This is a genomic window from Tepidimonas taiwanensis (assembly GCF_020162115.1).
GTDB classification, from domain to species: Bacteria; Pseudomonadota; Gammaproteobacteria; order Burkholderiales; family Burkholderiaceae_C; genus Tepidimonas; species Tepidimonas taiwanensis.
The window spans coordinates 1,270,820-1,293,802 of the sequence record NZ_CP083911.1 but is presented as its reverse complement, the minus strand read 5'-3'; the positions used below and the strand labels follow the sequence as shown (position 1 = coordinate 1,293,802).

General features: G+C 70.9%; 19 protein-coding genes. 15 read left to right on the top strand and 4 right to left on the bottom strand.

The window, feature by feature from the left end; translation table 11 throughout:
* Positions 1-3: 3 nt before the first annotated feature.
* On the bottom strand, positions 4-2,517 hold the full coding sequence (locus LCC91_RS05930; protein ID WP_143897799.1) for a chemotaxis protein CheW: 2,514 nt from the start codon (positions 2,515-2,517) through the stop codon (positions 4-6).
* Positions 2,518-2,618: 101 nt separating this feature from the next.
* Here LCC91_RS05930 and LCC91_RS05925 point away from each other — a divergent pair, with 101 nt between their 5' ends.
* Genes LCC91_RS05925 through LCC91_RS05910 form a run of 4 tightly spaced genes read left to right on the top strand, consistent with a single transcriptional unit; the run spans position 2,619 to position 7,717 of the window.
* A complete protein-coding gene (locus LCC91_RS05925) occupies positions 2,619-4,952 on the top strand; it encodes a Tex family protein (protein ID WP_043703560.1) in 2,334 nt (777 codons plus the stop codon).
* Positions 4,953-4,979: 27 nt separating this feature from the next.
* A complete protein-coding gene (locus tag LCC91_RS05920) occupies positions 4,980-5,807 on the top strand; it encodes an HDOD domain-containing protein (protein ID WP_043703559.1) in 828 nt (275 codons plus the stop codon).
* A gap of 9 nt (positions 5,808-5,816) precedes the next feature.
* Positions 5,817-6,623, top strand: a complete 807-nt coding sequence (locus LCC91_RS05915; protein ID WP_143897797.1) for an HDOD domain-containing protein — start codon at positions 5,817-5,819, stop codon at positions 6,621-6,623.
* Entirely contained in the window at positions 6,623-7,717 is a 1,095-nt protein-coding gene (locus LCC91_RS05910) for a patatin-like phospholipase family protein (RefSeq protein ID WP_043703554.1), read from the top strand. Before LCC91_RS05915 ends, LCC91_RS05910 begins: the two co-directional genes overlap by 1 nt.
* A 13-nt stretch (positions 7,718-7,730) precedes the next feature.
* On the opposite strand, the gene LCC91_RS05905 is transcribed toward LCC91_RS05910, so the two are convergent.
* Positions 7,731-8,879, bottom strand: a complete 1,149-nt coding sequence (locus LCC91_RS05905; RefSeq protein WP_043703552.1) for an iron-containing alcohol dehydrogenase — start codon at positions 8,877-8,879, stop codon at positions 7,731-7,733.
* Positions 8,880-9,044: 165 nt separating this feature from the next.
* On the opposite strand from LCC91_RS05905, the gene LCC91_RS05900 reads away from it, so the two are divergent.
* The 3 genes from LCC91_RS05900 to LCC91_RS05890 all read left to right on the top strand — a co-directional run bounded on the left by LCC91_RS05900 (position 9,045) and on the right by LCC91_RS05890 (position 13,105).
* Positions 9,045-10,028: an alpha/beta hydrolase gene (locus LCC91_RS05900; RefSeq protein ID WP_082007738.1), complete on the top strand. Its 984-nt coding sequence runs from the start codon at positions 9,045-9,047 to the stop codon at positions 10,026-10,028.
* Between the two features lie 50 nt (positions 10,029-10,078).
* The gene (locus LCC91_RS05895) at positions 10,079-10,591 is read left to right on the top strand and encodes a MaoC family dehydratase (RefSeq protein WP_052231797.1); all 513 of its coding nucleotides are present in this window, start codon (positions 10,079-10,081) and stop codon (positions 10,589-10,591) included.
* Between the two features lie 144 nt (positions 10,592-10,735).
* Complete coding sequence (locus tag LCC91_RS05890) at positions 10,736-13,105, top strand: YgiQ family radical SAM protein (RefSeq protein WP_043703628.1); 2,370 nt, start codon at positions 10,736-10,738, stop codon at positions 13,103-13,105.
* Here the strand turns inward: LCC91_RS05890 and pobA are convergent.
* The gene (gene pobA / locus LCC91_RS05885) at positions 13,063-14,256 is read right to left on the bottom strand and encodes a 4-hydroxybenzoate 3-monooxygenase (protein WP_043703548.1); all 1,194 of its coding nucleotides are present in this window, start codon (positions 14,254-14,256) and stop codon (positions 13,063-13,065) included. The genes LCC91_RS05890 and pobA overlap by 43 nt on opposite strands.
* Before the next feature lie 155 nt (positions 14,257-14,411).
* Here pobA and LCC91_RS05880 point away from each other — a divergent pair, with 155 nt between their 5' ends.
* Both LCC91_RS05880 and LCC91_RS05875 read left to right on the top strand, forming a co-directional pair.
* A complete protein-coding gene (locus LCC91_RS05880; protein ID WP_043703626.1) occupies positions 14,412-15,260 on the top strand; it encodes an IclR family transcriptional regulator domain-containing protein in 849 nt (282 codons plus the stop codon).
* 18 nt (positions 15,261-15,278) lie between these two features.
* Complete coding sequence (locus LCC91_RS05875) at positions 15,279-15,908, top strand: thermonuclease family protein (protein ID WP_082007737.1); 630 nt, start codon at positions 15,279-15,281, stop codon at positions 15,906-15,908.
* Between the two features lie 345 nt (positions 15,909-16,253).
* Here LCC91_RS05875 and LCC91_RS05870 read toward each other — a convergent pair whose 3' ends face one another.
* Entirely contained in the window at positions 16,254-17,828 is a 1,575-nt protein-coding gene (locus LCC91_RS05870) for a bifunctional ADP-dependent NAD(P)H-hydrate dehydratase/NAD(P)H-hydrate epimerase (RefSeq protein WP_052231795.1), read from the bottom strand.
* A 312-nt stretch (positions 17,829-18,140) separates the two neighbouring features.
* Here LCC91_RS05870 and rpsB point away from each other — a divergent pair, with 312 nt between their 5' ends.
* From rpsB to LCC91_RS05840, 6 genes are all read left to right on the top strand, one after another.
* On the top strand, positions 18,141-18,881 hold the full coding sequence (gene rpsB / locus LCC91_RS05865; RefSeq protein ID WP_043703546.1) for a 30S ribosomal protein S2: 741 nt from the start codon (positions 18,141-18,143) through the stop codon (positions 18,879-18,881).
* Between the two features lie 112 nt (positions 18,882-18,993).
* Positions 18,994-19,890: a translation elongation factor Ts gene (gene tsf / locus LCC91_RS05860; protein WP_043703545.1), complete on the top strand. Its 897-nt coding sequence runs from the start codon at positions 18,994-18,996 to the stop codon at positions 19,888-19,890.
* Positions 19,891-20,016: 126 nt separating this feature from the next.
* Positions 20,017-20,727: a UMP kinase gene (gene pyrH, locus LCC91_RS05855; RefSeq protein ID WP_043703543.1), complete on the top strand. Its 711-nt coding sequence runs from the start codon at positions 20,017-20,019 to the stop codon at positions 20,725-20,727.
* 23 nt (positions 20,728-20,750) lie between these two features.
* The gene (gene frr / locus LCC91_RS05850; protein ID WP_143897794.1) at positions 20,751-21,314 is read left to right on the top strand and encodes a ribosome recycling factor; all 564 of its coding nucleotides are present in this window, start codon (positions 20,751-20,753) and stop codon (positions 21,312-21,314) included.
* Positions 21,315-21,399: 85 nt separating this feature from the next.
* Positions 21,400-22,083, top strand: a complete 684-nt coding sequence (gene uppS, locus LCC91_RS05845; RefSeq protein ID WP_052231794.1) for a polyprenyl diphosphate synthase — start codon at positions 21,400-21,402, stop codon at positions 22,081-22,083.
* Positions 22,084-22,109: 26 nt separating this feature from the next.
* Entirely contained in the window at positions 22,110-22,949 is an 840-nt protein-coding gene (locus LCC91_RS05840; protein WP_043703539.1) for a phosphatidate cytidylyltransferase, read from the top strand.
* Positions 22,950-22,983: the final 34 nt, after the last annotated feature.

Below are 22,983 nucleotides of genomic sequence, written 5' to 3'. Positions count from 1 at the left end.
CCGCTACCCGAGCACCGCGCGGGCCAGCCGCTGCCCGTTGATCACGGCGATCAGCACCTGCCCGCCGCGGGCGCGGATCAGCCGGTCGATCAGGCCGACGCCGCCACCGAACGGGGCCTCGATGACCTCGCCCGCGTCGAACTCCGGCACCGCGTGCAGCTCGTCGACCAGCAGCCCGAACAGCTGCGTCCCTTGCTGCACGAGGATGATCTGCCGTCCCTCCAGCGGCCGGTGCAGCGGGGTGGCGGGGTTGAGCAGCGCCGCGAGGTCGTACACCCAGATGAAGTGGCCGAGGGCGGTGTTGCTCGTCGGCGGAATGAGGCCGACGCGCGCCGGGTGCGTGCCGGCGGGCGTGGCGGTCATCTGCTCGGCGGGGACCGCCTCGCGCACCATCGTGGCGTCCAGGGCGAGCAGCTCGCCACCCAGGTAGAAGGTGGCGTATTCGTGCCCGCCGCGCCCGCTCGACTCGGTCCACCAGTCGTCCTGGGCGCCGCCGTTGCGCACCGCAGCGTCGCGCACCTGCCCCAGCGGCTGGATGACGATCGCGAGAATGTCGTCGCGATACCCGTCGGTGGTCTTGAACTCCCGGTAGCCCGCCGACGCCGACGCGGCGAGGATCGCATACTGCCCCTCGTGGATGACGACCCGGCTGACCGTCTCCCCGTTGGCCAGCGCCAGCCACGGCGCGGCGGCCGGCAGCACCTCGCCCACCGCCTGGCGGGCATCGGTGCTGGCAACGATGCGCCCAGCGCGGTCGACCAGGTGGGCGTGCGCGTCGTCGCGTCCCCCCAGTGCCCCCTGCAGCATCGCCAGAAATTCACGCTGCGCATGAAAGACGATGCCGATGCCGCCGACGACCTGCCGCTCGTCATCGGGGTGGCGGATGGCGGCGTGGTAGGTGTAGGTCGGCCGCCCGTCGGTGAACGCATCGGTGCGAAAGGGGGTTACGTGGTAGTGCTGCTCGCTCGGCAGCGCCAGCACCGCCTGCAGCGTGTCGTCGTCGATCGGGCGGCCGATGACGCCATCGTCACCCCCGTCGTGCGACTGCGCCACGATGCGTCCGTGGCGGTCGTAGACGAACAGGCGCGCGTACACGGTGTAGAGCGAGTGGATGTAGCGCAGGATCGCGCCGATGGCTTCGAGCGCGGCCGGGTCGGGCTTTTCCAGTGCCAGCGTCGCGCGCAGTTCCGGCGTCAGGGCCCACCAGCGGCAGTCGTCCGCGCGCTCGTAGAGGTTGCGATCCAGCAGGTCCACGGCCAGCTGCGCGACGAAGCGGATCTGCTGCAGGCCCGAGGAGAGCACCGTCTCGTACAGGTCCCGCACCGACTGGGCAAACAGCGTGTTGCTGCGCGCGCCGGTTTCGCTGATCTGGTCCAGGATGGTCTTGAGTCGCTGGCGGTCCACGTGCTGGCCCGCGGTGACGACCTGACCGTTCCACACCACGCGGCGGATCGACTCGGTGGCGCGCAGCACCTCGTACAGCGGCGGGCTCAGGTGCCGGGCGTGCGACAGCAGCCCCGCGCGTATCGCGGCGTCCAGCGAGGCCAGCGCGCTGGTGTCGTCCCGCGCGAACGCCAAATCCACCGGCGTCATCACCTGACCCTGCCAGCCGGTGGGTCCGCGATAGCTCTGATAGCCCTGGGCCTGGCGCGTGCTCACCAGGTACTCCCGTCCCGCGTACAGCAGCAGGCGCGGCTGATCGCCCGGGTTGGTGGGCACGCGGGCACCGACGGGGATCCACTGCGCGTCGCCGCTGGCGATCACGGTGCCCTCGCCGTCGAGCAGTAGCAGGATGGAGCGCGCGTGCGGATCGCGGTAGGCGTGGAAGATGCCCGCCATCTCCGCCTGGAAGCCGAAGACCAGGCACAACACCCCGACGGGCTCGCGCGTGGTGGGGTGCAGCATGCGCTGGGCGTACAGCAGGCTCGGTCCGAGCCCCGGCCGCAGGTCGGTGGGGCGAAACACCTGCACGTAACCGTCCGTCTGCAGCGCCTCGGCCAGCAGCGGATCGTGGGTGCCTTCGACGGCGCAGGCGGCGTCGGTCTGCACGAGCACGCTGCCATCGCGGCCGAGCAGCAGGATCTCGTCGTACACGGTGTATTTGTGCCGGTACGACAGCAGCCGAGAACGCACCGCGTCGACGTCGTGGCCCAGGCCCGCGGCAAACTCGCACAGCACGCGGTCGGTGGCGAGAAAACCGACGTCCGCGGTGCGCTCGTACAGGTTGCGCACGACGATGTCGATGACGTAGCTGGCGCGCGTGCCGATGGCCGACATCACGTTTTCGATCTTTTCCGACACGAGGCTGTGGACCAGCTCGCTTTCCAGCCGGTCGAAGCCCACGCGGGTCGCGGCGATCGTCGGCAGGATCGCCTGCGCTTCGGTGGGGCAGACCATGCGGGCGGTGGATTCGATCAGCCGCCACATCAGGTTGAGTTCGCGCAAAGACGTCTCGCAGCGCGTGACGTCAGGCATGTAGGGCAGGAAATTGTCGACGGCAAGGGAAGGCAGGCTCATCGGAGGGGTGAAACGGGACGGTTCTCGACGGTTATGAAGCAAAATGTGCGCCAGAACCGATGTGGCACACTCGCGCGCTTCCGGAAACACCGCAGCGACCCATGACGACGATCATCCAACGCATCGCCGACGAGCTCGGCGTGCGCGCCGCCCAGGTGCAGGCCGCCGTGGACCTGCTCGACGGCGGCGCCACGGTCCCTTTCATCGCCCGCTACCGCAAGGAGGCCACCGGCGGCCTCGACGACGCGCAGCTGCGCCAGCTGGAACAGCGGCTCCTCTACCTGCGGGAGCTGGAGGAGCGGCGTGCCACCATCCTGCGCAGCATCGAGGAGCAGGGCAAGCTCACGCCCGCGCTGCGCGCCGCGATCGAGGCCGCAGCGACCAAGCAGGACCTCGAAGACCTGTACCTGCCGTACAAGCCGAAGCGCCGAACCAAAGCGCAGATCGCGCGCGAGGCAGGGCTGGAGCCGCTGGCCGACGCGCTGTGGGCCGATCCGACGCTGGATCCCCAGGTCGCTGCACAGCCCTACGTCAAGCCCGCTGTGGGCGAGGATGGCAGCGATTTCACCACCGTCGCGGCTGTGCTGGATGGCGCGCGCGACATCCTCGCCGAGCGCTGGGCGGAGGATGCCGCGCTCGTGCAGCCGATGCGCGAGTGGCTCTGGCGCGAGGGCCTGCTGCGCAGCCGCCGCATCGAGTCGCGCAACCCGGATGACCCGGAGGTGGCCAAGTTCCGCGACTACTTCGAGCACGACGAGCCGATCGCGCGCGTGCCGTCACACCGGGCGCTGGCGATGTTTCGCGGACGGGCGCAGGAGATTCTGGACCTGCGCCTCGTGCAGCCGCAGGAAGCGCCGCCGGGCCAGCCGTCGCTGGCCGAGGGGCGGCTCGCCCAGCTCCTGGGCTGGTCGCACCAGGGGCGCGCGGCGGACGACTGGCTGCGCCGCTGCGTCGCGTGGACCTGGCGGGTCAAGCTGAGCCTCTCAATCGAGCGCGAGCTGTTCGCGCGCCTGCGCGAGGCGGCCGAGGCAGTGGCGATCCAGGTGTTCGGTGCCAACGTGCGTGACCTGCTGCTGGCCGCGCCGGCCGGCGCGCGGCCGACGATGGGCCTGGACCCGGGCATCCGCACCGGCGTCAAGGTCGCGGTGGTCGACGCCACGGGCAAGGTCGTCGACACGGCGACGGTCTATCCTTTCGAGCCGCGGCGCGACGTCGAGGGGGCGCTGGCGACGTTGGCCGCCCTGGTGCAGCGCCACCAGGTGGAGCTGATCGCCATCGGCAACGGCACCGCCAGCCGCGAGACCGATCGGCTGGTGGCCGAGCTGCTGCAACGCCTGCGCGCGGCGGGGGCGTCCCTCGTCCCGCAGAAGGTCGTGGTCAGCGAGGCCGGCGCGTCGGTCTACAGTGCCAGCGAGTTGGCGTCGGCCGAACTGCCCGAGCTGGATGTGAGCCTGCGCGGGGCGGTGAGCATCGCGCGCCGCCTGCAGGACCCGCTGGCCGAACTGGTCAAGATCGACCCCAAGAGCATCGGGGTGGGGCAGTACCAGCACGATGTCGACCAGACGGCGCTGGCGCGTACGCTCGACGCCGTGGTGGAGGACTGCGTCAACGCGGTTGGTGTGGACCTCAACACGGCGAGCGCGCCGCTGCTGGCGCGTGTCTCCGGGCTGACACCGACCACCGCGCGGGCGGTGGTGCGCTGGCGCGACGCCAACGGCGCGTTCCGCAGCCGCCAGCAGCTGTTGCAGGTCACGGGCATCGGCCCCAAGACCTTCGAGCAGTGTGCGGGGTTTTTGCGCATCCGCGGCGGCGAGCAGCCGCTGGACATGACGGGCGTGCACCCGGAGGCGTATCCGGTGGTGGAGCGCATCCTGCGCGCCGCGGGGCAACCGATCGAGGCCGTGATGGGCAAGCCGGACGTGCTGCGCCGCCTGCGGCCCGAGGACTACACAGACGAGCGCTTCGGTGTCCCGACGGTGCGCGACATCCTCGCCGAACTCGAAAAACCGGGCCGTGACCCGCGGCCGGCGTTTCGCGTCGCCCGCTTCGACGACGCCGTGCAGGCCATCGAGGACCTGCGCCCCGGCATGGTGCTCGAGGGAACGGTCACCAATGTGGCGCAGTTCGGCGCGTTCGTGGACATCGGCGTGCACCAGGATGGGCTGGTGCATGTGAGCCAGTTGGCCAATCGCTATGTCGCAGACGCCCGCGAGGTGGTCAAGGCGGGCGATATCGTGCGCGTCAAGGTGCTGGAGGTGGACGTGCCGCGGCGGCGCATCGGCTTGTCGATGCGGCTGGACGCGCAGCCGGGTCCGGCCACCGGCCGCAGCGCGGTGCCGGCCGGGCGTGGGCCGGGACGCGCACGCGAGGCAGCGCCCGCCCCGGCAACAGCGATGGCGTCGGCCTTTGCGAAGCTGCAGGGATGGCGGAGCTGAACGCGCAGCGCCGATAATCACGTTGCCATGACGCTCGACGAACTGCTTCAACAGGCCAAGGCCATTCCCAGTATCCCGCGCGTGGTGTCGGAGGTGAACGCGGAGCTGGACCGTGACGACCCCGACCCCCGGCGCATCGCCGAACGGGTCGCGACCGACCCCGGCATGACCGCCCGGCTGCTCAAGCTCGCCAACTCGGCCTTCTTTGGGCTCACGCGCCAGATCGACAGCGTCGACGAGGCCATCGCCGTGCTCGGGTTCAACCACCTGCGTACGCTGGTGCAGGCGGTGGCGCTGGGCAGCAGCTTCAAGTCCGTGCCCGGCGTCAACCTGGAGCAGTTCTGGCGTTACAGCCTCAACACGGCCAAGATCTGCCGGCCGCTGGCGCGCAGCCTGAAGCTGCCGGACGGGGCGGCGTTCACCGCCGGGCTGGTGCACGCGGTGGGCGAGCTGGTCATGCACATGGGGATGCCCGATGTGGTGGCCAAGATCGATTGGGGCGTCTCGCCGTTCGACATGAAGCGGGCGGAGGTGGAGCGCTCGGTGCTCGGCTACACCTACGCCGATGTGAGCGCGGCGTTCGCCGAGCGCTGGGATTTCCCTCCGGTGATCGCGACGGCGCTCAAGCACCAGCTCGTCCCGTTCGAGGGCGACATCTACGAGCCGCTGGCGGGCGTCGTGCACATGGCGTCGTGGCGCGCGCGGGCGCAGGAGATGAATCTGGATCGCGAGGCGATGGCGGCGACGTTCCCGGATGTGGTGGCGATCCTGCTCGGGCTGAGCCTGGACATGGTGCTCGACAAAGACCCGCAGGAGTGGACGTCGGCCGGAGAACTCGCGGCGTTCCTGCATTGAGGGGGCGGGATGCGTCTGCCGGAACTGCTCCAGTGTCCCGAGGCGTTGCCCGCCGTCCCGGACGTCGCGGCCAGGCTCATTGCCACGTTCGGTCAGGATGAGGTCGATCTGCTCGACGTCACCGCGGCGATCGAGCGCGATCCCGCGCTGGCCGCCGCGGTGCTGCGGCAGGCCAACTCGGCGTTTTTCCGGCTGTTGCGTCCGGTGCACAGCGTGCGCGACGCGGTGAAGGTGCTCGGGCTGCGGCGGGTGCGCTCGCTTGTGCTCGCCGCCGCGGTGCAAAGCCGTTTTCCCGCCCCGCCGGGTATTGCGCTGGAGCGGTTCTGGACCTTCAGTTTCGTGGCGGCGTCCGTCGCCCGGCGTGTGTGCGCGCCGCGCCAGCTGGACGAGGACGTGGCCTTCACGGCCGCGCTGCTGCACGCGGTCGGCGAACTGGTGATGCACCAGGCGATGCCGGATGTCATGCGCGACATCGGGCACGAACACCCCTGGCACGACCTGGAGCGTGCGGGCGCGGAGTACCAGGCATTTGGCTACTCGTATGCCGAGGTGGGCGCCGCGCTGTGCCACCATTGGCGCCTGCCGCGGGCGCTGGTGCAGGCCATCGAGCAGCACGTCGACCCCCTGCACCGCGCGGTCGCCGACCCGCTGGCCGCGGTCGTGCACGTGGCGGACTGGCGCGCGCGGGCGTGGGCGATGGGCAATCAGCGCGACCTGCTGATCCACAGCTACCCCGACGGGGTCGGTGAGCTGCTGGCGCTCGACCCGGACCTGCTGGTTGACCCCGCCGTGGCGGAACCGGAGGGGGGCGTGTGATGCGTGCGCTGCGCATTTACGCTGGGCCAGTCGCGCTCGCGCACGTGCGACGCAACGGCCTGCAACCCACCGATGTGGGCATCATCCCGGGTGCCGCAGGCGGCCCCAAGGGGTTGATCCTCGGGCCGCTGGACCGCTTCGTGTTCGGCGAATGGCTGCCCCGTGGGGGCCACGCGGTCGACCTGGTGGGCGCGTCGATCGGCGCGTGGCGCATGGCCACGGCCTGCCTGGACGACGCGGTGGCGGCGTTCGAGCGGCTGGAGCGCGACTACATCGCGCAGGACTACGTGGTCGAACCGGGCCGGCAGCGCCCGACACCGGCGCACGTCAGCGCCGCGTTCGCTGCCAACCTGCAGGCGTTTTTCGGCGGGCGGCTGTCGCAGATCCTGCACCACCCCCGCTACCGCGTGCACATCGTGACCGCGCGCGGGCGCCACGTGCTGGGGCACGAGGGGCGCTGGCGCACGCCGATCGGCTACGCCGGCGCGTTCCTCGCCAACGCGCTGCGCCGCCGCGCGATGGGGGCGTGGCTGGAGCGCGTCGTTTTCTCGGTGCCGGAGGCGGGGTCCACCACCGGAGGCGCCGCACCGCTGCCGTTCGATCCCGCGGACTACCGCACCCGCCAGGTCGCGTTGCGCGAGGACAACTTCATGCCCGCGCTGCAGGCGAGCTGCTCCATTCCGTTCGTGTTGCAGGCCGTGCACCACATCCCGGGCGCGCCGCCCGGGGCGTACTGGGATGGGGGCATCACCGACTACCACCTGCACCTGCGCTGGCGCGCCGACAGGGGGCTGGTGCTCTACCCCCACTTCCAGCGCCATGTGATCCCGGGCTGGCTCGACAAGGGGTTGCGCTGGCGCCATAAGCCGACGGCCGCGCTGGAGCGCACGATCGTGCTCGCGCCGGATCCCGACTGGGTGCGCCGCCTGCCGAATGGCAAGCTGCCCGACCGCACCGACTTTCCCCGCTACGGCCATCGCCTCTCTGAGCGCATGCGCGCGTGGCAGACCGCGGTGCGGGAGGCGCAGCGCCTCGCCGACGAATTTGCGGCGTGGCTCGAGCGGCCCGATCCGGCGCGGGTGGAGCCGCTGTAGCCAGCCGGTTCGTTTACATCGACGCCTCCAACATTGCGCGGTAGTCCTCCCGCGTCGCCGCGCGTGGGTTGGTCTTGTGGCAATGGTCGGCCATCGCGCCGTCGATGATGCGCTCGAACAGGTCGGGCGTCACGCCCAGTTCGGACAGCCCGGCGGGCAGCCCCAGGCGGGCGTTGAGCGCGCGGATCGCGGGGCCGATGGCCTCGGGGTCGCGCAGGCCCATCACGCGTGCCATCCGTTCCAGCCGCCGCTCTCGCTGCACGCTCTCGGCCTCGGCGTTGAACGTGATGACCGCGGGCAGAAAGACCGCGTTGAGCGTGCCGTGGTGCAGAACGGGGTTCAGGCCGCCCAGGCTGTGGCTGAGCGAGTGCACGCACCCGAGCCCCTTCTGGAAGGCCATCGCCCCCTGCATGCTCGCGCTCATCATGTGCAATCGCGCCTCCAGGTCCTGGCCGTTGCGGATGGCGCGCTCGATGTGGGCCCAGCCGCGTTCCAGCCCATCGAGCGCGATGCCGTCGGCCGGTGGGTTGAACGCTGGAGCCAGAAAGGTTTCGATGCAGTGGGCAATGGCGTCCATGCCGGTGGCGGCGGTCAGGCGCGGCGGCAGGCCCAGGGTCAGCTCTGGGTCCAGGATGGCCGCCTTGGGCAGCAGGTGCCAGCTGTGGAACCCCAGCTTGCGCCCGTCGTCGACGATCAGGATGGCGCCGCGTGCGACCTCGCTGCCGGTGCCGGCGGTGGTGGGGATGGCGATGAGCGGCGGCACGCGGTCCGTGATCCGGGGCGAACCGCCTTCGATCGTGGCGTAGGTTTTGAGCGGGCCCTCGTGCGTGACCGCGATGGCGACGCCCTTGGCGCAATCGATGGCGCTGCCGCCACCGAGCGCGATCAGACCGTCACAGCGGTGTTCGCCGTAGACGGTAGCGGCGGCGCGCACCGCCGCCTCGGTGGGGTTGGAGGGTGTGCCGTCGTACACCGCGTGGGGCATGGGGGCGCCACCCTGCGCCAGCGCGGCGGTCGCCCGTTCCAGCAAACCGGCGGCCCGCACGCCCGCGTCGGTGACGATCAGCGGGCGCGAGATGCCGACCCGCTCGCATTCCGCGCGCAGCAGGCGCAGTGCCCCGGGTTCGAACTGGATCGTGGTCAGGTAGCGGATTTCGGCCATCGGCAAGGTCTCCTCGTCGTTCTCGTAGGTTGGGGAGTGCGATCACTGTAGCGTGCGGGTGATGAGGGAGCCAAACACGCAGGCGACAGTCGTGGCCTCTGCGGTGGTACCCGTACGCCTCGGGCTCCGACCTCGGCAGTGCCAGCCGCGCGACAATCGCGCCCCATGACACACGATCATCCACGGCGACGCCTGACGCCCGCGATGCGCGGGGTGCTCGATCGCATGGCGCGCGCGGGGCGCCCCCCGCTGCACGCCCTGACGCCGCAGCAGGCGAGGGCGTTTTACGAGGCCGGTGCCGGCGTGCTGGATGTGCCGCCGCACCGCATGGCGCGCGAGGAGGCGGTGACCATCACCGCGCGCGACGGCGCGGCGCTGGTGGCGGAGCTGGTCGTGCCGCACCGGCCTGCCGATGCGGCACCGGCGCCGGTCTTGCTGTACTACCACGGCGGCGGTTTCGTCGTCGGCAGCATTCGCACCCACGCCGCGCTGTGCCGGCGCTTGGCGCACCTCGCAGGCTGCGCGGTGCTGTCGGTCGACTACCGGCTGGCGCCGGAGCATCGGTTCCCGACGTCGGTGCACGACGCGTTCGACGCGCTGGCGTGGCTGCGGGACCACGCGGCGCGGCTGGGGCTCGATCCCCACCGCATCGCGGTGGGCGGCGACAGCGCCGGCGGCACGCTCGCCGTCGTCACCGCGTTGCAGGCGCGCGATGCGGGCTGGCCGCTGGCGCTGCAGGTGCTGTTCTACCCCGGCTGCAGCACGTGGCAGGACACGCCGTCGCATCGCCACTACGCGCACGGCTTCGTGCTCGAGGCCGAGACCATCCAGTGGTTCTTCCGCCAGTACATCGACGACGCGCAGCGCGAGGACTGGCGCTTCGCCCCGCTCCTGGCACCGGATTTCGAGGGGGTGGCGCCGGCGTGGATCGGGTTGGCGGAGTGCGACCCGCTCGTCGACGAGGGGGTGATGCTCGCCGACGCGCTGCGGCTGGCGCGTGTGCCGGTCGACCTGGAGATCTACCACGGGGTCACGCACGAGTTCATCAAGATGGGGCGTGTCATCCCCGAGGCACTGCGCGCCCACGAGGACGCCGCGCGGGCGCTGCGCGCCGCGTTGGGCACCGGGTCAACGGTGTCCGGCGCGTGACGCGGGTCAGCCCTGCGCGCTGTTAGGCTCTTACTCCCGGAGACTATCCCATGACCGCCATCGACCCCGTTTCCAGCCCGCACATCCGCTACTGGTGGGAGGACCTTGCCGTCGGTGAGACGCGCGACCTCGGCAGTCTGCGCGTGACCGAAGCAGAAATCCTTGCATTTGCGCGCCAGTTCGATCCCCAGCCCTTCCATCTGGACCCCGAGGCGGCGCGTCATTCGGTGTTCGGCGGCCTGTGTGCCAGCGGCTGGCACACCTGTGCGCTGGCGATGCGGCTGATGGTGACGAACTTCCTGCACGAGACGTCGAGCCTCGGTTCCCCGGGGCTGGAAAGCCTCAAGTGGCTCAAGCCGGTCTTTCCCGGGGACGAGCTGCGGCTGCGCCACACCATCGTGGACAAGCGCCCGATGGGCAAGCGGCCCGACGTAGGGCTGGTGCGCACCGTGTGGGAGATGTTCAACCAGCACGGGGACAAGGTATTGCACATGGAGGGGTGGGGGATGTTCCGGCGGCGCACGCCGGACACAGCGCCGGATCGGGCGCAGGGGGCGGCCTGAAGGGGCTAGCGCTTCGGGGGAGCGGCGGTGCCGGGCGGCCCAAGTGCAGCGGGCCACGCACCTGCCGGGGAGCGCGGGTTTGACTGGCGCGGCGACCACTTTCGCCATACACTGCTGGGTTTTCCTTTGCGGATGCCCGAGTCCATGAACGCATCGCCCGACCGTCCGACTGCCGCGCCGACGCCGCTGCACCGCTACAAGCCGTATTGGGCCAAGCGCTTCGGCGTCGCGCCGTTTTTGCCGATGAGCCGCGCCGAGATGGAGGCGCTGGGCTGGGATTCGTGCGACATCATCCTCGTCACCGGCGACGCCTACGTCGACCATCCGAGCTTTGGCATGGCGGTGATCGGCCGGGTGCTGGAGGCGCAGGGGTTTCGCGTCGGCATCATCGCCCAGCCGGACTGGCACAGCGCGGAGCCGTTCAAGGCCCTGGGGCGGCCGAACCTGTTCTGGGGCGTGACGGCGGGCAACATGGACTCCATGATCAACCGCTATACGGCCGACCGCAAGATCCGCTCGGACGACGCCTACACCCCGGGCGGTGTGGCGGGCAAACGGCCGGATCGCGCTTGCATCGTCTATGCCCAGCGCTGCCGTGAGGCGTACAAGGACGTGCCGATCGTGATCGGCGGCATCGAGGCGAGCCTGCGCCGCATCGCCCACTACGACTACTGGAGCGACACGGTGCGCCGCTCCATCCTGATCGACAGCAAGGCCGATCTGCTGCTCTACGGCAACGCCGAGCGCGCGCTGGTCGAGGTGGCGCACCGGCTGGCGCGGCGCGAGCCGGTCGAATCGATCACCGATGTGCGCGGCACCGCCTTTGTGCGGCGCGGGGTGCCGGCGGGATGGGTCGAAATCGATTCCACCGAGGTGGACCGCCCCGGGCGGGTCGAGCCGCACCCGAACCCCTACGGCGAGGAGGGCGCGATGGCCGCGCCCGGCGCGGGGTGCGCGTCTGCGGCCGCCGAGGCAGGGGACGGTGCGACTGTGCCGCAGCCCGTGCGGCTGGTGCCGCGCGCGGCGACGCTGCGCTTGCCGCGCGAGCGCACGGTGATCCGCCTGCCCAGCTACGAGCAGGTCAAGGCCGACCCGGTGCTGTATGCCCACGCCAGCCGCGTGCTGCACCTCGAGACCAACCCCCACAATGCGCGCGCGCTGGTGCAGCGCCACGGGGAGGGGCCGGCGGCGCGCGATGTCTGGATCAACCCGCCGCCGCTGCCGCTGACCACCGAGGAGATGGACTGGGTCTTCGGCTTGCCGTACGCGCGCAGCCCGCACCCGGCGTACGCGGACGCCAACGGCCGCCACGACGGGCCGACCAAAATCCCCGCGTGGGAGATGATCCGCTTTTCCGTCAACATCATGCGCGGGTGTTTCGGCGGCTGCACCTTCTGCTCGATCACCGAGCACGAGGGGCGCATCATCCAGAGCCGCTCGGAGGATTCGATCATCCGCGAGATCGAGGAAATCCGCGACAAGGTGCCGGGCTTTACCGGCGTCATCTCGGACCTGGGTGGCCCGACGGCCAACATGTACCGGCTGGCCTGCAAGAGCCCGCGCATCGAAGCCGCCTGCCGCAAGCCCAGCTGCGTCTATCCCGACATCTGTCCCAACCTCAACACGGATCATGGGCCGCTCGTCCGCCTGTACCGGCGGGCGCGCGCGCTGCCGGGGATCAAAAAGATCCTGATCGGCTCGGGCCTGCGCTACGACCTCGCGGTACGCAGCCCCGAGTACGTCAAGGAGCTGGTGCAGCACCACGTGGGCGGATACCTCAAGATCGCTCCGGAACACACCGAACAGGGGCCGCTGTCCAAGATGATGAAGCCGGGCATCGGCACCTACGACCGCTTCAAGGCGATGTTCGACAAGTATTCGAAAGAAGCGGGCAAGGAGCAGTACCTGATCCCGTACTTCATCGCCGCGCACCCGGGCACGACGGACGAGGACATGATGAACCTGGCCCTCTGGCTCAAGCGCAACGGCTTTCGCGCCGATCAGGTGCAGACCTTCTATCCCAGCCCGATGGCCACCGCCACCGCGATGTACCACACGGGGCTCAACCCCCTCAAGGGCATCCACCGCGACGAGCGCACGGAGCGCGTGGACGTGGTCAAGGGCGAGCGCCGCCGTCGGCTGCACAAGGCCTTTCTGCGCTACCACGACCCGAATAATTGGCCGCTGCTGCGCGAGGCGCTCAAAGCCATGGGCCGTGCCGACCTGATCGGCAACGGCAAGCACCACCTGGTGCCGACCTACCAGCCCCTGACCGACGGCAGCTACCGTGCACCGCGCCGCGCCAACTCCACGCCGCCCGCGGCACGCTCCCGTGTCCCGGGGGGACCGGCCCAGCCGGCGCATTCGACCCGTCCGCCACATCCTCCCAAGGGGCGGCTGCTGACGCAGCATACGGGCCTGCCGCCGCGGGTGACGGGTGCCGAGCCCGCGGGGCGGACGGGCGGCGTACCTCAGGCGCGGCGCAAACCAAAGTCCAGCGGCAGGCCGACGTAGTTTTCCGCGATCGTGCGCGCACCCGCCTCGCTGTGCAGAAGGTAGTCGAGCTCGGCCTGCTGGAACTTGTGCTCGATTTCCCCCTCGTTGGGGAAGCGGTGCATCAGCCGGGTGAACCACCACGAGAACCGCTCGGCGCGCCAGATGCGGCGCAGGCAGCGCTCGGAGTAGGTGTTCAGCCCCGCGTCCGAGCGCTCGCGGTAGTGTTCGATCAGCGCGTCCGCAAGGTATTTCACGTCCGTCGCGGCGAGGTTGAGCCCCTTGGCCCCGGTGGGCGGCACGATGTGTGCCGCGTCGCCGGCCAGCAGCAGGCGCCCGAAGCGCATCGGCTCGCTGACGAAGCTGCGCAGCGGCGCGATGCTCTTTTCGAGCGCGGGGCCCGTGACCAGCGCCTCGGCCGCCGCCGGGTCGAGCCGGCGGCGCAGCTCGTCCCAGAACGCCGCGTCGGACCAGTCCTCCACCTTGTCCGTGAGCGGCACCTGCAGGTAGTAGCGGCTGCGCGTGCGGCTGCGCATCGAGCACAGCGCGAACCCGCGCGGGCTGTTGACGTAGATCAGCTCGTGGTGCACCGGCGGCGTATCCGACAGCAGCCCCAGCCAGCCGAACGGATACACCTTCTCGTACTCGGTGATGGCGCTGCGCGGCACGGACGCTCGGCAGACGCCGTGAAACCCGTCGCAGCCGGCGATGAAGTCGGTATCGATCCGGTGGGTCTGCCCGCCGTGCGCGTAGGTCACCCAGGGGCGCTCGCCGTCGAAATCGTGCAGCGTGACATTGGCCGCCTCGTACACCGTGGTCTGGCCGCTGGCGGCGCGGGCTGCCATCAGGTCGCGCGTGACCTCGGTCTGGCCGTACACCAGCACCCGCCTGCCACCGGTCAGCCGCGCCAGATCGATGCGGTGGCGCTGCCCGTCGACCAGCAGGTCGAATCCCTCGTGCGGGAGCCCCTCGGCGTGCATGCGCTGACCCACCCCGGCTTCGTCCAGAATGTCCACCGCCACCTGTTCCAGCACGCCGGCGCGGATGCGGCCGAGCACGTATTCGGCGCTCTGCCTTTCGAGGATGACGTTGTCGATGCCGGCTTGGTGCAGCAGTTGCCCGAGCAGCAGGCCCGAAGGGCCTGCGCCGACGATCACGACCTGGGTACGCATGGGGAGTCTCCTGTGTGAAGGGGATGCCGCGATGCTAGGGAGTCGCCCTGACGGTGCCCAGGCTGCGGCGTGCCCGATTGCGCGGTGATCGTGCGTTTTGTGCGAATATCGCGCAAAAGACGACGATGGCGCTGACGATCGGGTATCGTTGCGATATGTCCATCGCCCCTGCGGATTTCATCGCCGGCCTGGCCAAGGGCCTCGCGGTGCTGGAGAGCTTCGACACCGAGCGCCAGCGACTCAACGCAACGCTGGCGGCGCAGCGCGCGGGCCTGACGCGGGCGGCGGCGCGGCGGCACCTGCTGACGCTGGCCCACCTCGGGTATCTGGAAACGGACGGACACTATTTTTGGCTGGCCCCCAAGGTGTTGCGGCTGTCGGGCTGCTACCTCGCGTCGGCGCGCCTGCCGCGGCTGGTGCAACCGGTGCTCAACCGGCTCGCGGCCCAGGCGCGCGAGTCGTTTTCCGTGACCGTGCTGGACGACGACGCGGTCGTCGTGGTCGCGCGCAGCGTCGCACCGTCGGCAGACCCCGGGGACGGCGACGGGGCGTCGCTGGGCCAGCCGGGCCCACGGGCAGTGCCCCGGGCGTTGTCACGCTGGATGGCGCACGGCCTGCACCTGGGCGCGCGGCTGCCCGCCCACGCCACATCGACCGGGCGGGTGCTGCTGGCGGCGCTGCCGCGGGCGGCGCTGACCGAATGGCTGGCGCGGCGCACGGCGGGCACCGGCCATTTGCCGCGGCTGACGCCCTACACCGTGACCGAGCCCGCCGCGCTGCGGCGCATCCTTCAGCAGGTGCGGCGTGACGACCACTGCATCTGCAGCGAGGAGCACGAGCTCGGCGTGCACGCCGTCGCGGTTCCGTTACGGGACATGGGGGGACGCACCGTGGCCGCGCTGAACGCGGTGCTGTCGCAGCGCCGCCTGCACGAGGGCGCGGTGGCGCGCGAGCTGTTGCCGCTGCTGCAGGAGGCGGCGCGCGAGCTGCGGCCGCTGCTGTGAGTGTCGCGGGGGAGGGCGATGAGGCAGGGATTGGGACGCTGGCGTGGGGTCATTTTGATCGGCGCGGCGCTGTGGGCGGCGGTGCTGGCCGCGTGCCGCGGCCCCGTACCGGCAGGGGGCGAGGGCGCTGTGCCGACCGTGACGGTGGTCGCTGTCCACGATGGGGACACGGTGCGCGTGCGCGGCGCCGACGCGCGGGTCCAGGTCGTGCGGCTGGCCACCATCGACGCGCCGGAGCTCGATCAGCCCGACGGCGTCGCGGCGCGCGACGCGCTGCGCGAGCGCGTCCTTGGCCAAACCGTGTGGCTGGAGCCCCGGGGGCGGGACCGCTACGGCCGCACGCTCGCGGTGTTGTGGCTGCCGCAGGACGGGGGCGCGACGGACGTCGCGCTGGAGGCGGTGGAGGCCGGCTGGGCCTGGCACTACCGCGCGCACGCCCACGAGCAGCCGGTGCCGGAGCGCTGGCGCTACGCGCTGGCCGAGACGATCGCGCGGCAGCAGGGGCGGGGGCTGTGGCAGCGGGCCGACGCGGTGCCGCCGTGGGAATGGCGGCGCCACCGTCGCTCACCCGCGGGGGTGTCGTTCACCGAACTGCCGGTCCCCGCAGGGACGGCGCCGGTGCCGCTCGGTGCATCGGCCCTTGACTGAGCGAAGGCGGCGGCCTGCGCGGCCCGGTGATGGTTGCGCACATCCGCGATCTCGATCGACGAGATGTTTTCGCCGACGGGGATGATGATGTCCTTGCTGCGGCTCGTGATCTTGACGTAGCCGTCCGGGTATCGCACGGCCAGATCCAACCTTGTGTTGCCATCGGCCGACAAACGCCTCGGTGTGTCGCGCCGTGGCCGTGGGCGGCGGGAGGGCCTCCGCCGCGTGCGCCGGAAACGACCGTGGCGTCAGCGGCGCGTGGTTCGTGGCGCGGTGGGGCCTGTCGCGGCGATCGAGCGATATCTGGACGGCCCCTTCGAGCGTTCGGCGGGGGCGCGATGCGGTTCAGGCGATGAGGTCGGTGGCCGTCGGCGGCCAGGGCGACGTCCAGTGTCGCACGAGATCGCCGTGGGCGGCAACCGCGTCGGCCACCGCCGCGGCGGTGTCGGCGGGGCTCGTCGCGTCCAGCGCCGCGAGCCGCGCGCCGATCAGCCCGGCGAGCACGTCACCGGTGCCGGCGGTCGCCAGCGCGCCGTCGCCGCCTCCGTTGATGATCGGGGTCACGCCGGGCGCCGCGGTCACCGAGCCGCTGCCTTTGAGCACCACCGTAGCGTTCAGTCGTTTGGCGAGCGTGCGCGCGGCACCGGGGCGGTCCGCCTGTACCTGGGCGACGTCCGTGCCCAGCAGGCGCGCGGCCTCCAGCGGGTGCGGGGTGAGCACGGTCCACCACCCGCGCGTGTGGCGTTCGCGCCAGACGTCCGGACACGACGCGGACGGCGCCGCGATCGGCCCGAGGGCGTTGAGGGCATCCGCGTCGAGCACCAGCCGCGGACACCGGGCGAGGAGATCCGTCAGGTGGGCATGGATCGCATCGCCCCCGCCGCATCCGGCCACCACCACCGCCCGCTGCGGCAGCTCCGACCCCAGGGCCGCTGCCGCGGTGCGCAGCATCAGCGCCGGCTGGACGGGGTCGCAAGGCGGCAGGTCCCGTGCCTCGGCCAGCAGCCCCACGTAGACCCGGCCCGCGCCCGCGCGCAGCGCCGCGCGCCCCGCCAGCAGCGCGGCACCGCCCATCCCGACGCCGGCACCCGCGCCGGGCGACTGGCCGCCGATGACCAGCACGTCGCCGCGGCTGCCCTTGTGGCTCGCGTGGGCGCGGCGCAGCGCGGCGCCGTCTGGCCACGCGGCGGTGGTCTGCAGCCACGCCGTCGGGGCGTCATCGGCTGGCACGCCGAGGTCGTCGAACCAGATCGCTTCCCCCGCGGCCGCGCGCCCCATCCCGGTGAAGAGCCCCGGCTTGAGGGTCAACAAGCTGAGCGTCAGCCGATCGCCGCGCGGTGCGACGGGGGCATCCACCCACCAGCGGCCGGTGTCGGCGTCGAGTCCGCTGGGCAGGTCCACGCACAGCGTCGGCGTCGCCTGCGCGTGCAGCCAGCGCAAGGTGTCGCGCCACACCCCTTCCACCGGACGCGCCAGACCGAGCCCGAACACCGCGTCGACGAGCAGCTCGGCGTCGTCCGGCGGGGTGTCGACCGTGCGCACACCGGCTGCGACGGCGGCCTCGTACGCCCACCGCGCATCGGCGGGCAACCGCTGGACACCGCCCGGCGCCCAGACGCACACCGCCGCACCGGGGACGTCTGCCAGGTGCCGGTGCAGCAACGCCGCCGCATACCAGCCGTCGCCCCCGTTGTTGCCCGCGCCGGCGATGACCCCGACGCGCCGCGCGTGCGGCTGCCACGCGCGTGCGAGCCGCGCAACGGCCATGCCGGCACGCTGCATCAGCGTGTGTGGGGGCAGCGTGGCGGCGGCGCGCTGCTCGATCGCGCGCGACACGGCCACGCCGTACAGGGGCCGGCGCCCAGGCCGGGCCGCCTCGCGGGGCGGCCCGTCGCCGGGCAAGGGCAGAATCTGCAGCATGGGGTCAGTATAGGGGTGCAACGGGCGATGGGAGACGACGGGCGCGCGATGCGCCGCGCCCCGCCCCCGCGGTTTCTCCGGGGACGCGTCTTTCCGGGGACGCCAGTGTCCGCGATGCGGCGATTTGCTACAATCCAAAAGTTTTGCGGATGCTGGGCTCTGGTGCCGTGTACGGTGCCTTGGCCGGGGAAAGCAAAACGAAACGCGAGTCGGCCCTTCCAGGTGCCGGGTGCGGGTGGCGGTACAGTGTGCCGCGCGTCCCACCGGTGCGGGCCGCCTTCAGACCCAACCGTTGGAAACGAAAGTCTCGACATGCCCATTTCGATGCGCGAAATGCTGGAAGCCGGTGTCCACTTCGGGCACCAGACGCGCTTCTGGAACCCCAAGATGGCCCCCTACATCTTCGGCCATCGCAACAAGATCCACATCATCAACCTCGAAAAGACGCTGCCGCTGTTCGAGGAAGCCTGCAAGTTCGTGCGCCAGCTCACCGCCAACGGCGGCACGGTGCTGATGGTGGGCACGAAGCGCCAGTCGCGTGACATCGTCGCGGCCGAGGCGCGCCGCGCCGGCGTGCCCTACGTCGAGCAGCGCTGGCTCGGCGGCATGCTGACCAACTTCAAGACGGTCAAGTCCTCCATCAAGCGCCTCAAGGATATGCAGGCGCAAAAGGAAGCCGGGCTGGAAGGCATGTCGAAGAAGGAGCAGCTGCTCTTCAACCGCGAGCTGGAAAAGCTCGAGAAGAACATCGGCGGCATCCAGGACATGACCGCGCTGCCCGATGCGGTGTTCGTGATCGACGTGGGCTACCACAAGATCGCGGTGGCCGAGGCGCAAAAGCTCGGCATCCCCGTCATCGGCGTGGTCGACACCAACCACTCGCCCGAAGGCATCGACTACGTGATCCCGGGTAACGACGACTCCGCCAAGGCGGTGGCGATCTACGCCCGCGGTATTGCCGACGCCGTGCTCGAAGGCCGCAACGCCGCGGTGGCCAACGTCGTGCAGGCCGCGCGCGGCGACGACGAATTCGTCGAGGTCGAGGAGGCCTGAGGCCCCCGCCGCGTCGGGACACGAGGGGCTGCGCGCCCCTTTTTTGTCACCGTCCCGACACCCTTCTATCCGATACTTCCGGGCGGCGCCTGCCGCCCACAGGAGCAAGACAATGGCAGCCATTACCGCTAGCATGGTCGCGGAACTCCGCGCCAAGACCGACGCCCCGATGATGGAGTGCAAGAAGGCCCTGACCGAGGCCGACGGCAACATGGAGAAGGCCGAGGAAATCCTGCGCGTCAAGCTCGGCAACAAGGCCGGCAAGGCCGCCAGCCGCATCACCGCTGAAGGTGTCGTCGCGTCGCACATCGACGGCAACACCGGCGCCCTCATCGAGGTCAACTGCGAAACCGACTTCGTCTCGAAGAACGAGCTGTTCGGCAACTTCTGCAATGCGCTGGCCAAGCTGGTCGTCGAGCACGCGCCGGCGGACGTGGCGGCGCTGGCGGCGCTGCCGCTGTCGATGGAGGGCTTTGGCCCCACCGTCGAGGACGTGCGCAAGGGGCTGATCGGCAAGATCGGCGAGAACATGACGATCCGCCGCTTCAAGCGCTACGCCGGCGGCGGCCAGCTCGCGACGTATCTGCACGGCGTGCGCATCGGCGTGATGGTCGAGTACGACGGTGACGCCGTCGCTGCGAAGGACGTGGCGATGCACATCGCGGCGATGAAGCCGGTGGCGACCTCGTCGGCCGAGGTTCCCGCTGAGCTGGTGGCGAAGGAGCGCTCGATTGCCGAGCAAAAGGCGGCCGAATCCGGCAAGCCGGCCGAGATCATCGCGAAGATGGTTGACGGCGCGGTGCAGAAGTACCTGAAGGAAGTGTCGCTGCTGGACCAGGTGTTCGTGAAGGCGGCCGACGGCAAGCAAACCGTCGCGCAATACCTCAAGGGCGCCAACACGACGGTCAAGGGCTTCACGCTCTACGTCGTCGGCGAAGGCATCGAGAAGAAGCAGGACGATTTCGCCGCGGAAGTGGCTGCGCAGGTGGCCGCCGCCCAGAAGGCCTGATCGCCCGCATCCCCATCCGGACGGCCGGCCCCCGCCCAGGGGTCGGCCGTTTTTGCAGCCCGATCCGTGGCCCGTCCGTCCCCCCTGTACCCCGTACAATCCCCGACCAGGCAGCGAGACCCCACCATGCCCGCTCTGCAGCGCATTCTTCTGAAGCTCTCCGGTGAAGCCCTGATGGGCGACGAAGCCTTTGGCATCCACCGCGGCACGATCGAGCGCATCGTCGCCGAGGTCGCCGAGGTGTCGCGCCTCGGGGTGCAGGTCGCCATCGTCATCGGCGGCGGCAATCTCTTCCGCGGTGTTGCGGGCGGTGCGGTCGGCATGGACCGCGCCACGGCCGACTACATGGGGATGCTCGCGACCGTGATGAACGCGCTGGCGCTGGGCGACGCGCTGGAGCGCGGCGGCACCAAGGCGCGCGTGATGTCCGCGATCGCGATCGACCAGGTGGTCGAGCCGTACGTGCGGCCCAAGGCGCTGCAGTACCTGGAAGAAGGCAAGGTCGTGGTGTTTGCCGCCGGCACCGGCAACCCGTTTTTCACCACGGACACCGCGGCGGCGCTGCGCGGCGCCGAAATCGGCGCCGAGATCGTGCTGAAGGCGACCAAGGTGGACGGCGTCTACACCGCCGACCCCAAGAAAGACCCGAGCGCCACGCGCTACCAGCGCATCAGCTTCGACGAAGCGATGGTGCGCCAGCTGCAGGTGATGGACGCGACCGCCTTCGCGCTGTGCCGCGACCAGAACCTGCCGGTGCGGGTGTTTTCCATCTTCAAGCCCGGCGCGCTCAAGCGCGTCGTGCTGGGCGAGGACGAAGGCACGCTGGTGCACGTCTGAGACCGTTGACGAAAGGCCTATCGATGAGCAGCATCCCCGAGATCAAAAAGACCGCCGAACAGAAGATGCAGCAGTCGCTGGAGGCGCTGCGGGCCAACCTGGCCAAGGTGCGCACCGGGCGCGCCAACCCGGCGCTGCTCGATACCGTGCAGGTGGAGTACTACGGCACGATGGTGCCGATCAGCCAGGTCGCCAACCTGTCGCTGCTGGACGCGCGCACGATCGGCGTGGCGCCGTGGGAAAAGGGCATGGGCGCCAAGATCGAAAAGGCGATCCGCGAGTCGGATCTGGGCGTCAACCCGGCCTCGCACGGCGACCTGATCCGCGTGCCGATCCCGCCAATGACGGAGGAGCGCCGCCGTGAGCTGACCAAGGTCGTCAAGGCCGAGGGCGAACACGCCAAGGTGGCGATCCGCAACGTGCGGCGCGACGCCAACGAACACGTCAAGCGCCTGGTGAAGGACAAGCTCGCCTCCGAGGACGACGAGCGCCGCGCGCAGGAAGACATCCAGAAGCTCACCGACCGCATGATCGCGGAGGTGGACAAGCTCGTCGCTTCCAAGGAAGCGGACATCATGGCGATTTGAGCGCACCGTGGCGGATCCGACTCCCCCCAGCGCTGCCGCGGCACCGCTCCCGCCCGGCGGGGTGCCCGCGCACGTGGCGATCGTGATGGACGGCAACGGCCGCTGGGCGCGCCAGCGGTTGCTGCCGCGCGTCGCCGGTCACCGCGCCGGGATGGAGACATTGCGCCGCGTCGTGGGCTGGAGCATCGAGCGCGGCGTGCGGGTGCTGACGGTATTCGCGTTTTCGTCGGAGAACTGGAGCCGGCCCGCCGATGAAGTCAGCGCCATCCTGCGCCTGATGGTGCAGGCGCTGATGGACGAGGTGCCGCGGCTGGATGAAGCGGGTGTGCGGCTGCACGTCCCCGGGTCGCGCGATGGGCTGCCCGCGTCGTTGGTAGATGGCATCGCGCAGGCCGAGGCCCGCACGGCCGGCAACGACAGGCTCGTGCTCAACGTCTGCTTCAACTACGGTGGCCGTTGGGACATCGTGCAGGCCGCGCAGGCGCTGGCGGCGCGCGGCGAGCCGATCACCGAGGCGTCGCTCGCCGGGGCGCTGGCGCTCGCGCACGTGCCGGACCCGGACCTGGTCATCCGCACCGGTGGCGAGCAGCGCATCAGCAACTTCCTGCTGTGGCAAATCGCGTACAGCGAGCTGTACTTTTCCGACCGGCTCTGGCCGGCGTTCGACGCGGCGGAATTCGATCGCGCGCTGGCCGCGTACGCGCAGCGGCAGCGGCGCTTTGGCCGTACGCCGGAACAGGTGCAGGCGGCCGCGGCGCGCGCGGCCTAGGGCGGCCCCGGGGCACGACGGACGGTATGCTGCTGCAGCGCGTGATCACGGCGGTGGCGCTGTTGCTGGTGCTGGTGCCGGCGATGGTGTGGCGCGGCACCTGGCCGTTCGCCCTCGTCACCGCGGCGCTGATGGGCGCCGCCGCCTGGGAGTGGGGGCGCCTCAACGGCCTGCGCCATGCGGTGGCAGTGGCCGTCGGTGGTGCGCTCGCGCTCGTGTTGGTGGTGGCGTGGGCGCGGGTCGGCGAGGTGCCCGTCCCGGCGGCCGTCTGGTGGGGCGTGACGACGGGCTGGGCCGTGGTGCTGGTGGCGGCGTTGCGCGGCGGTGTCGAGGGCTGGCCGCGTTGGCCCGCGGCGTTGCGGCTGGTGTTCGGCTGGGTGGCCCTGGCGGCGGCGTGGTGGGCGCTCGTCGGTCTGCACGCCCAAGGGTTTGGTGTGCTGCTGAGCGCGCTGGCGCTGGTGTGGGTGGCGGACGTGGCGGCGTACTTCGCGGGCCGCGCTTTCGGGCGGCGCAAGCTGGCGCCGCGCATCAGCCCCGGCAAGACGTGGGAGGGGGCCGTTGGGGGCTTGCTTGCCGTGTTGGCGCTGGCGCTGGCGTGGACGGCGATCGCGGGCCTTTGGCCGCCGGCGGGCGATGCGCTCTATCCGCGCCTGCTGGCCCACGGGCTGCCGGTCGCGCTGCCGGCCCTGTGCGTGTTGACGGCGGCGAGCGTCGCGGGGGATCTCTTCGAGTCGCTCGTCAAGCGCAGCGCCGGTGTGAAGGATTCCAGCGCGTTGCTGCCGGGGCACGGGGGGGTGCTCGACCGGGTCGACGCCCTGCTGCCCGTGTTGCCCGCGGCGATGGCGCTGCTGAGCGGGGCGATCTGACCCGCCCATTGCCCCCCGACGCTGGCCCCTGAGA

Coding starts and splice junctions, on each gene's coding strand:
- LCC91_RS05930 (WP_143897799.1), bottom strand. CDS start 2,517: ATGAGCCTGCCTTCCCTTGCCGTCGACAATTTCCTGCCCTACATGCCT.
- LCC91_RS05925 (WP_043703560.1), top strand. CDS start 2,619: ATGACGACGATCATCCAACGCATCGCCGACGAGCTCGGCGTGCGCGCC.
- LCC91_RS05920 (WP_043703559.1), top strand. CDS start 4,980: ATGACGCTCGACGAACTGCTTCAACAGGCCAAGGCCATTCCCAGTATC.
- LCC91_RS05915 (WP_143897797.1), top strand. CDS start 5,817: ATGCGTCTGCCGGAACTGCTCCAGTGTCCCGAGGCGTTGCCCGCCGTC.
- LCC91_RS05910 (WP_043703554.1), top strand. CDS start 6,623: ATGCGTGCGCTGCGCATTTACGCTGGGCCAGTCGCGCTCGCGCACGTG.
- LCC91_RS05905 (WP_043703552.1), bottom strand. CDS start 8,879: ATGGCCGAAATCCGCTACCTGACCACGATCCAGTTCGAACCCGGGGCA.
- LCC91_RS05900 (WP_082007738.1), top strand. CDS start 9,045: ATGACACACGATCATCCACGGCGACGCCTGACGCCCGCGATGCGCGGG.
- LCC91_RS05895 (WP_052231797.1), top strand. CDS start 10,079: ATGACCGCCATCGACCCCGTTTCCAGCCCGCACATCCGCTACTGGTGG.
- LCC91_RS05890 (WP_043703628.1), top strand. CDS start 10,736: ATGAACGCATCGCCCGACCGTCCGACTGCCGCGCCGACGCCGCTGCAC.
- pobA (WP_043703548.1), bottom strand. CDS start 14,256: ATGCGTACCCAGGTCGTGATCGTCGGCGCAGGCCCTTCGGGCCTGCTG.
- LCC91_RS05880 (WP_043703626.1), top strand. CDS start 14,412: ATGTCCATCGCCCCTGCGGATTTCATCGCCGGCCTGGCCAAGGGCCTC.
- LCC91_RS05875 (WP_082007737.1), top strand. CDS start 15,279: ATGAGGCAGGGATTGGGACGCTGGCGTGGGGTCATTTTGATCGGCGCG.
- LCC91_RS05870 (WP_052231795.1), bottom strand. CDS start 17,828: ATGCTGCAGATTCTGCCCTTGCCCGGCGACGGGCCGCCCCGCGAGGCG.
- rpsB (WP_043703546.1), top strand. CDS start 18,141: ATGCCCATTTCGATGCGCGAAATGCTGGAAGCCGGTGTCCACTTCGGG.
- tsf (WP_043703545.1), top strand. CDS start 18,994: ATGGCAGCCATTACCGCTAGCATGGTCGCGGAACTCCGCGCCAAGACC.
- pyrH (WP_043703543.1), top strand. CDS start 20,017: ATGCCCGCTCTGCAGCGCATTCTTCTGAAGCTCTCCGGTGAAGCCCTG.
- frr (WP_143897794.1), top strand. CDS start 20,751: ATGAGCAGCATCCCCGAGATCAAAAAGACCGCCGAACAGAAGATGCAG.
- uppS (WP_052231794.1), top strand. CDS start 21,400: ATGGACGGCAACGGCCGCTGGGCGCGCCAGCGGTTGCTGCCGCGCGTC.
- LCC91_RS05840 (WP_043703539.1), top strand. CDS start 22,110: ATGCTGCTGCAGCGCGTGATCACGGCGGTGGCGCTGTTGCTGGTGCTG.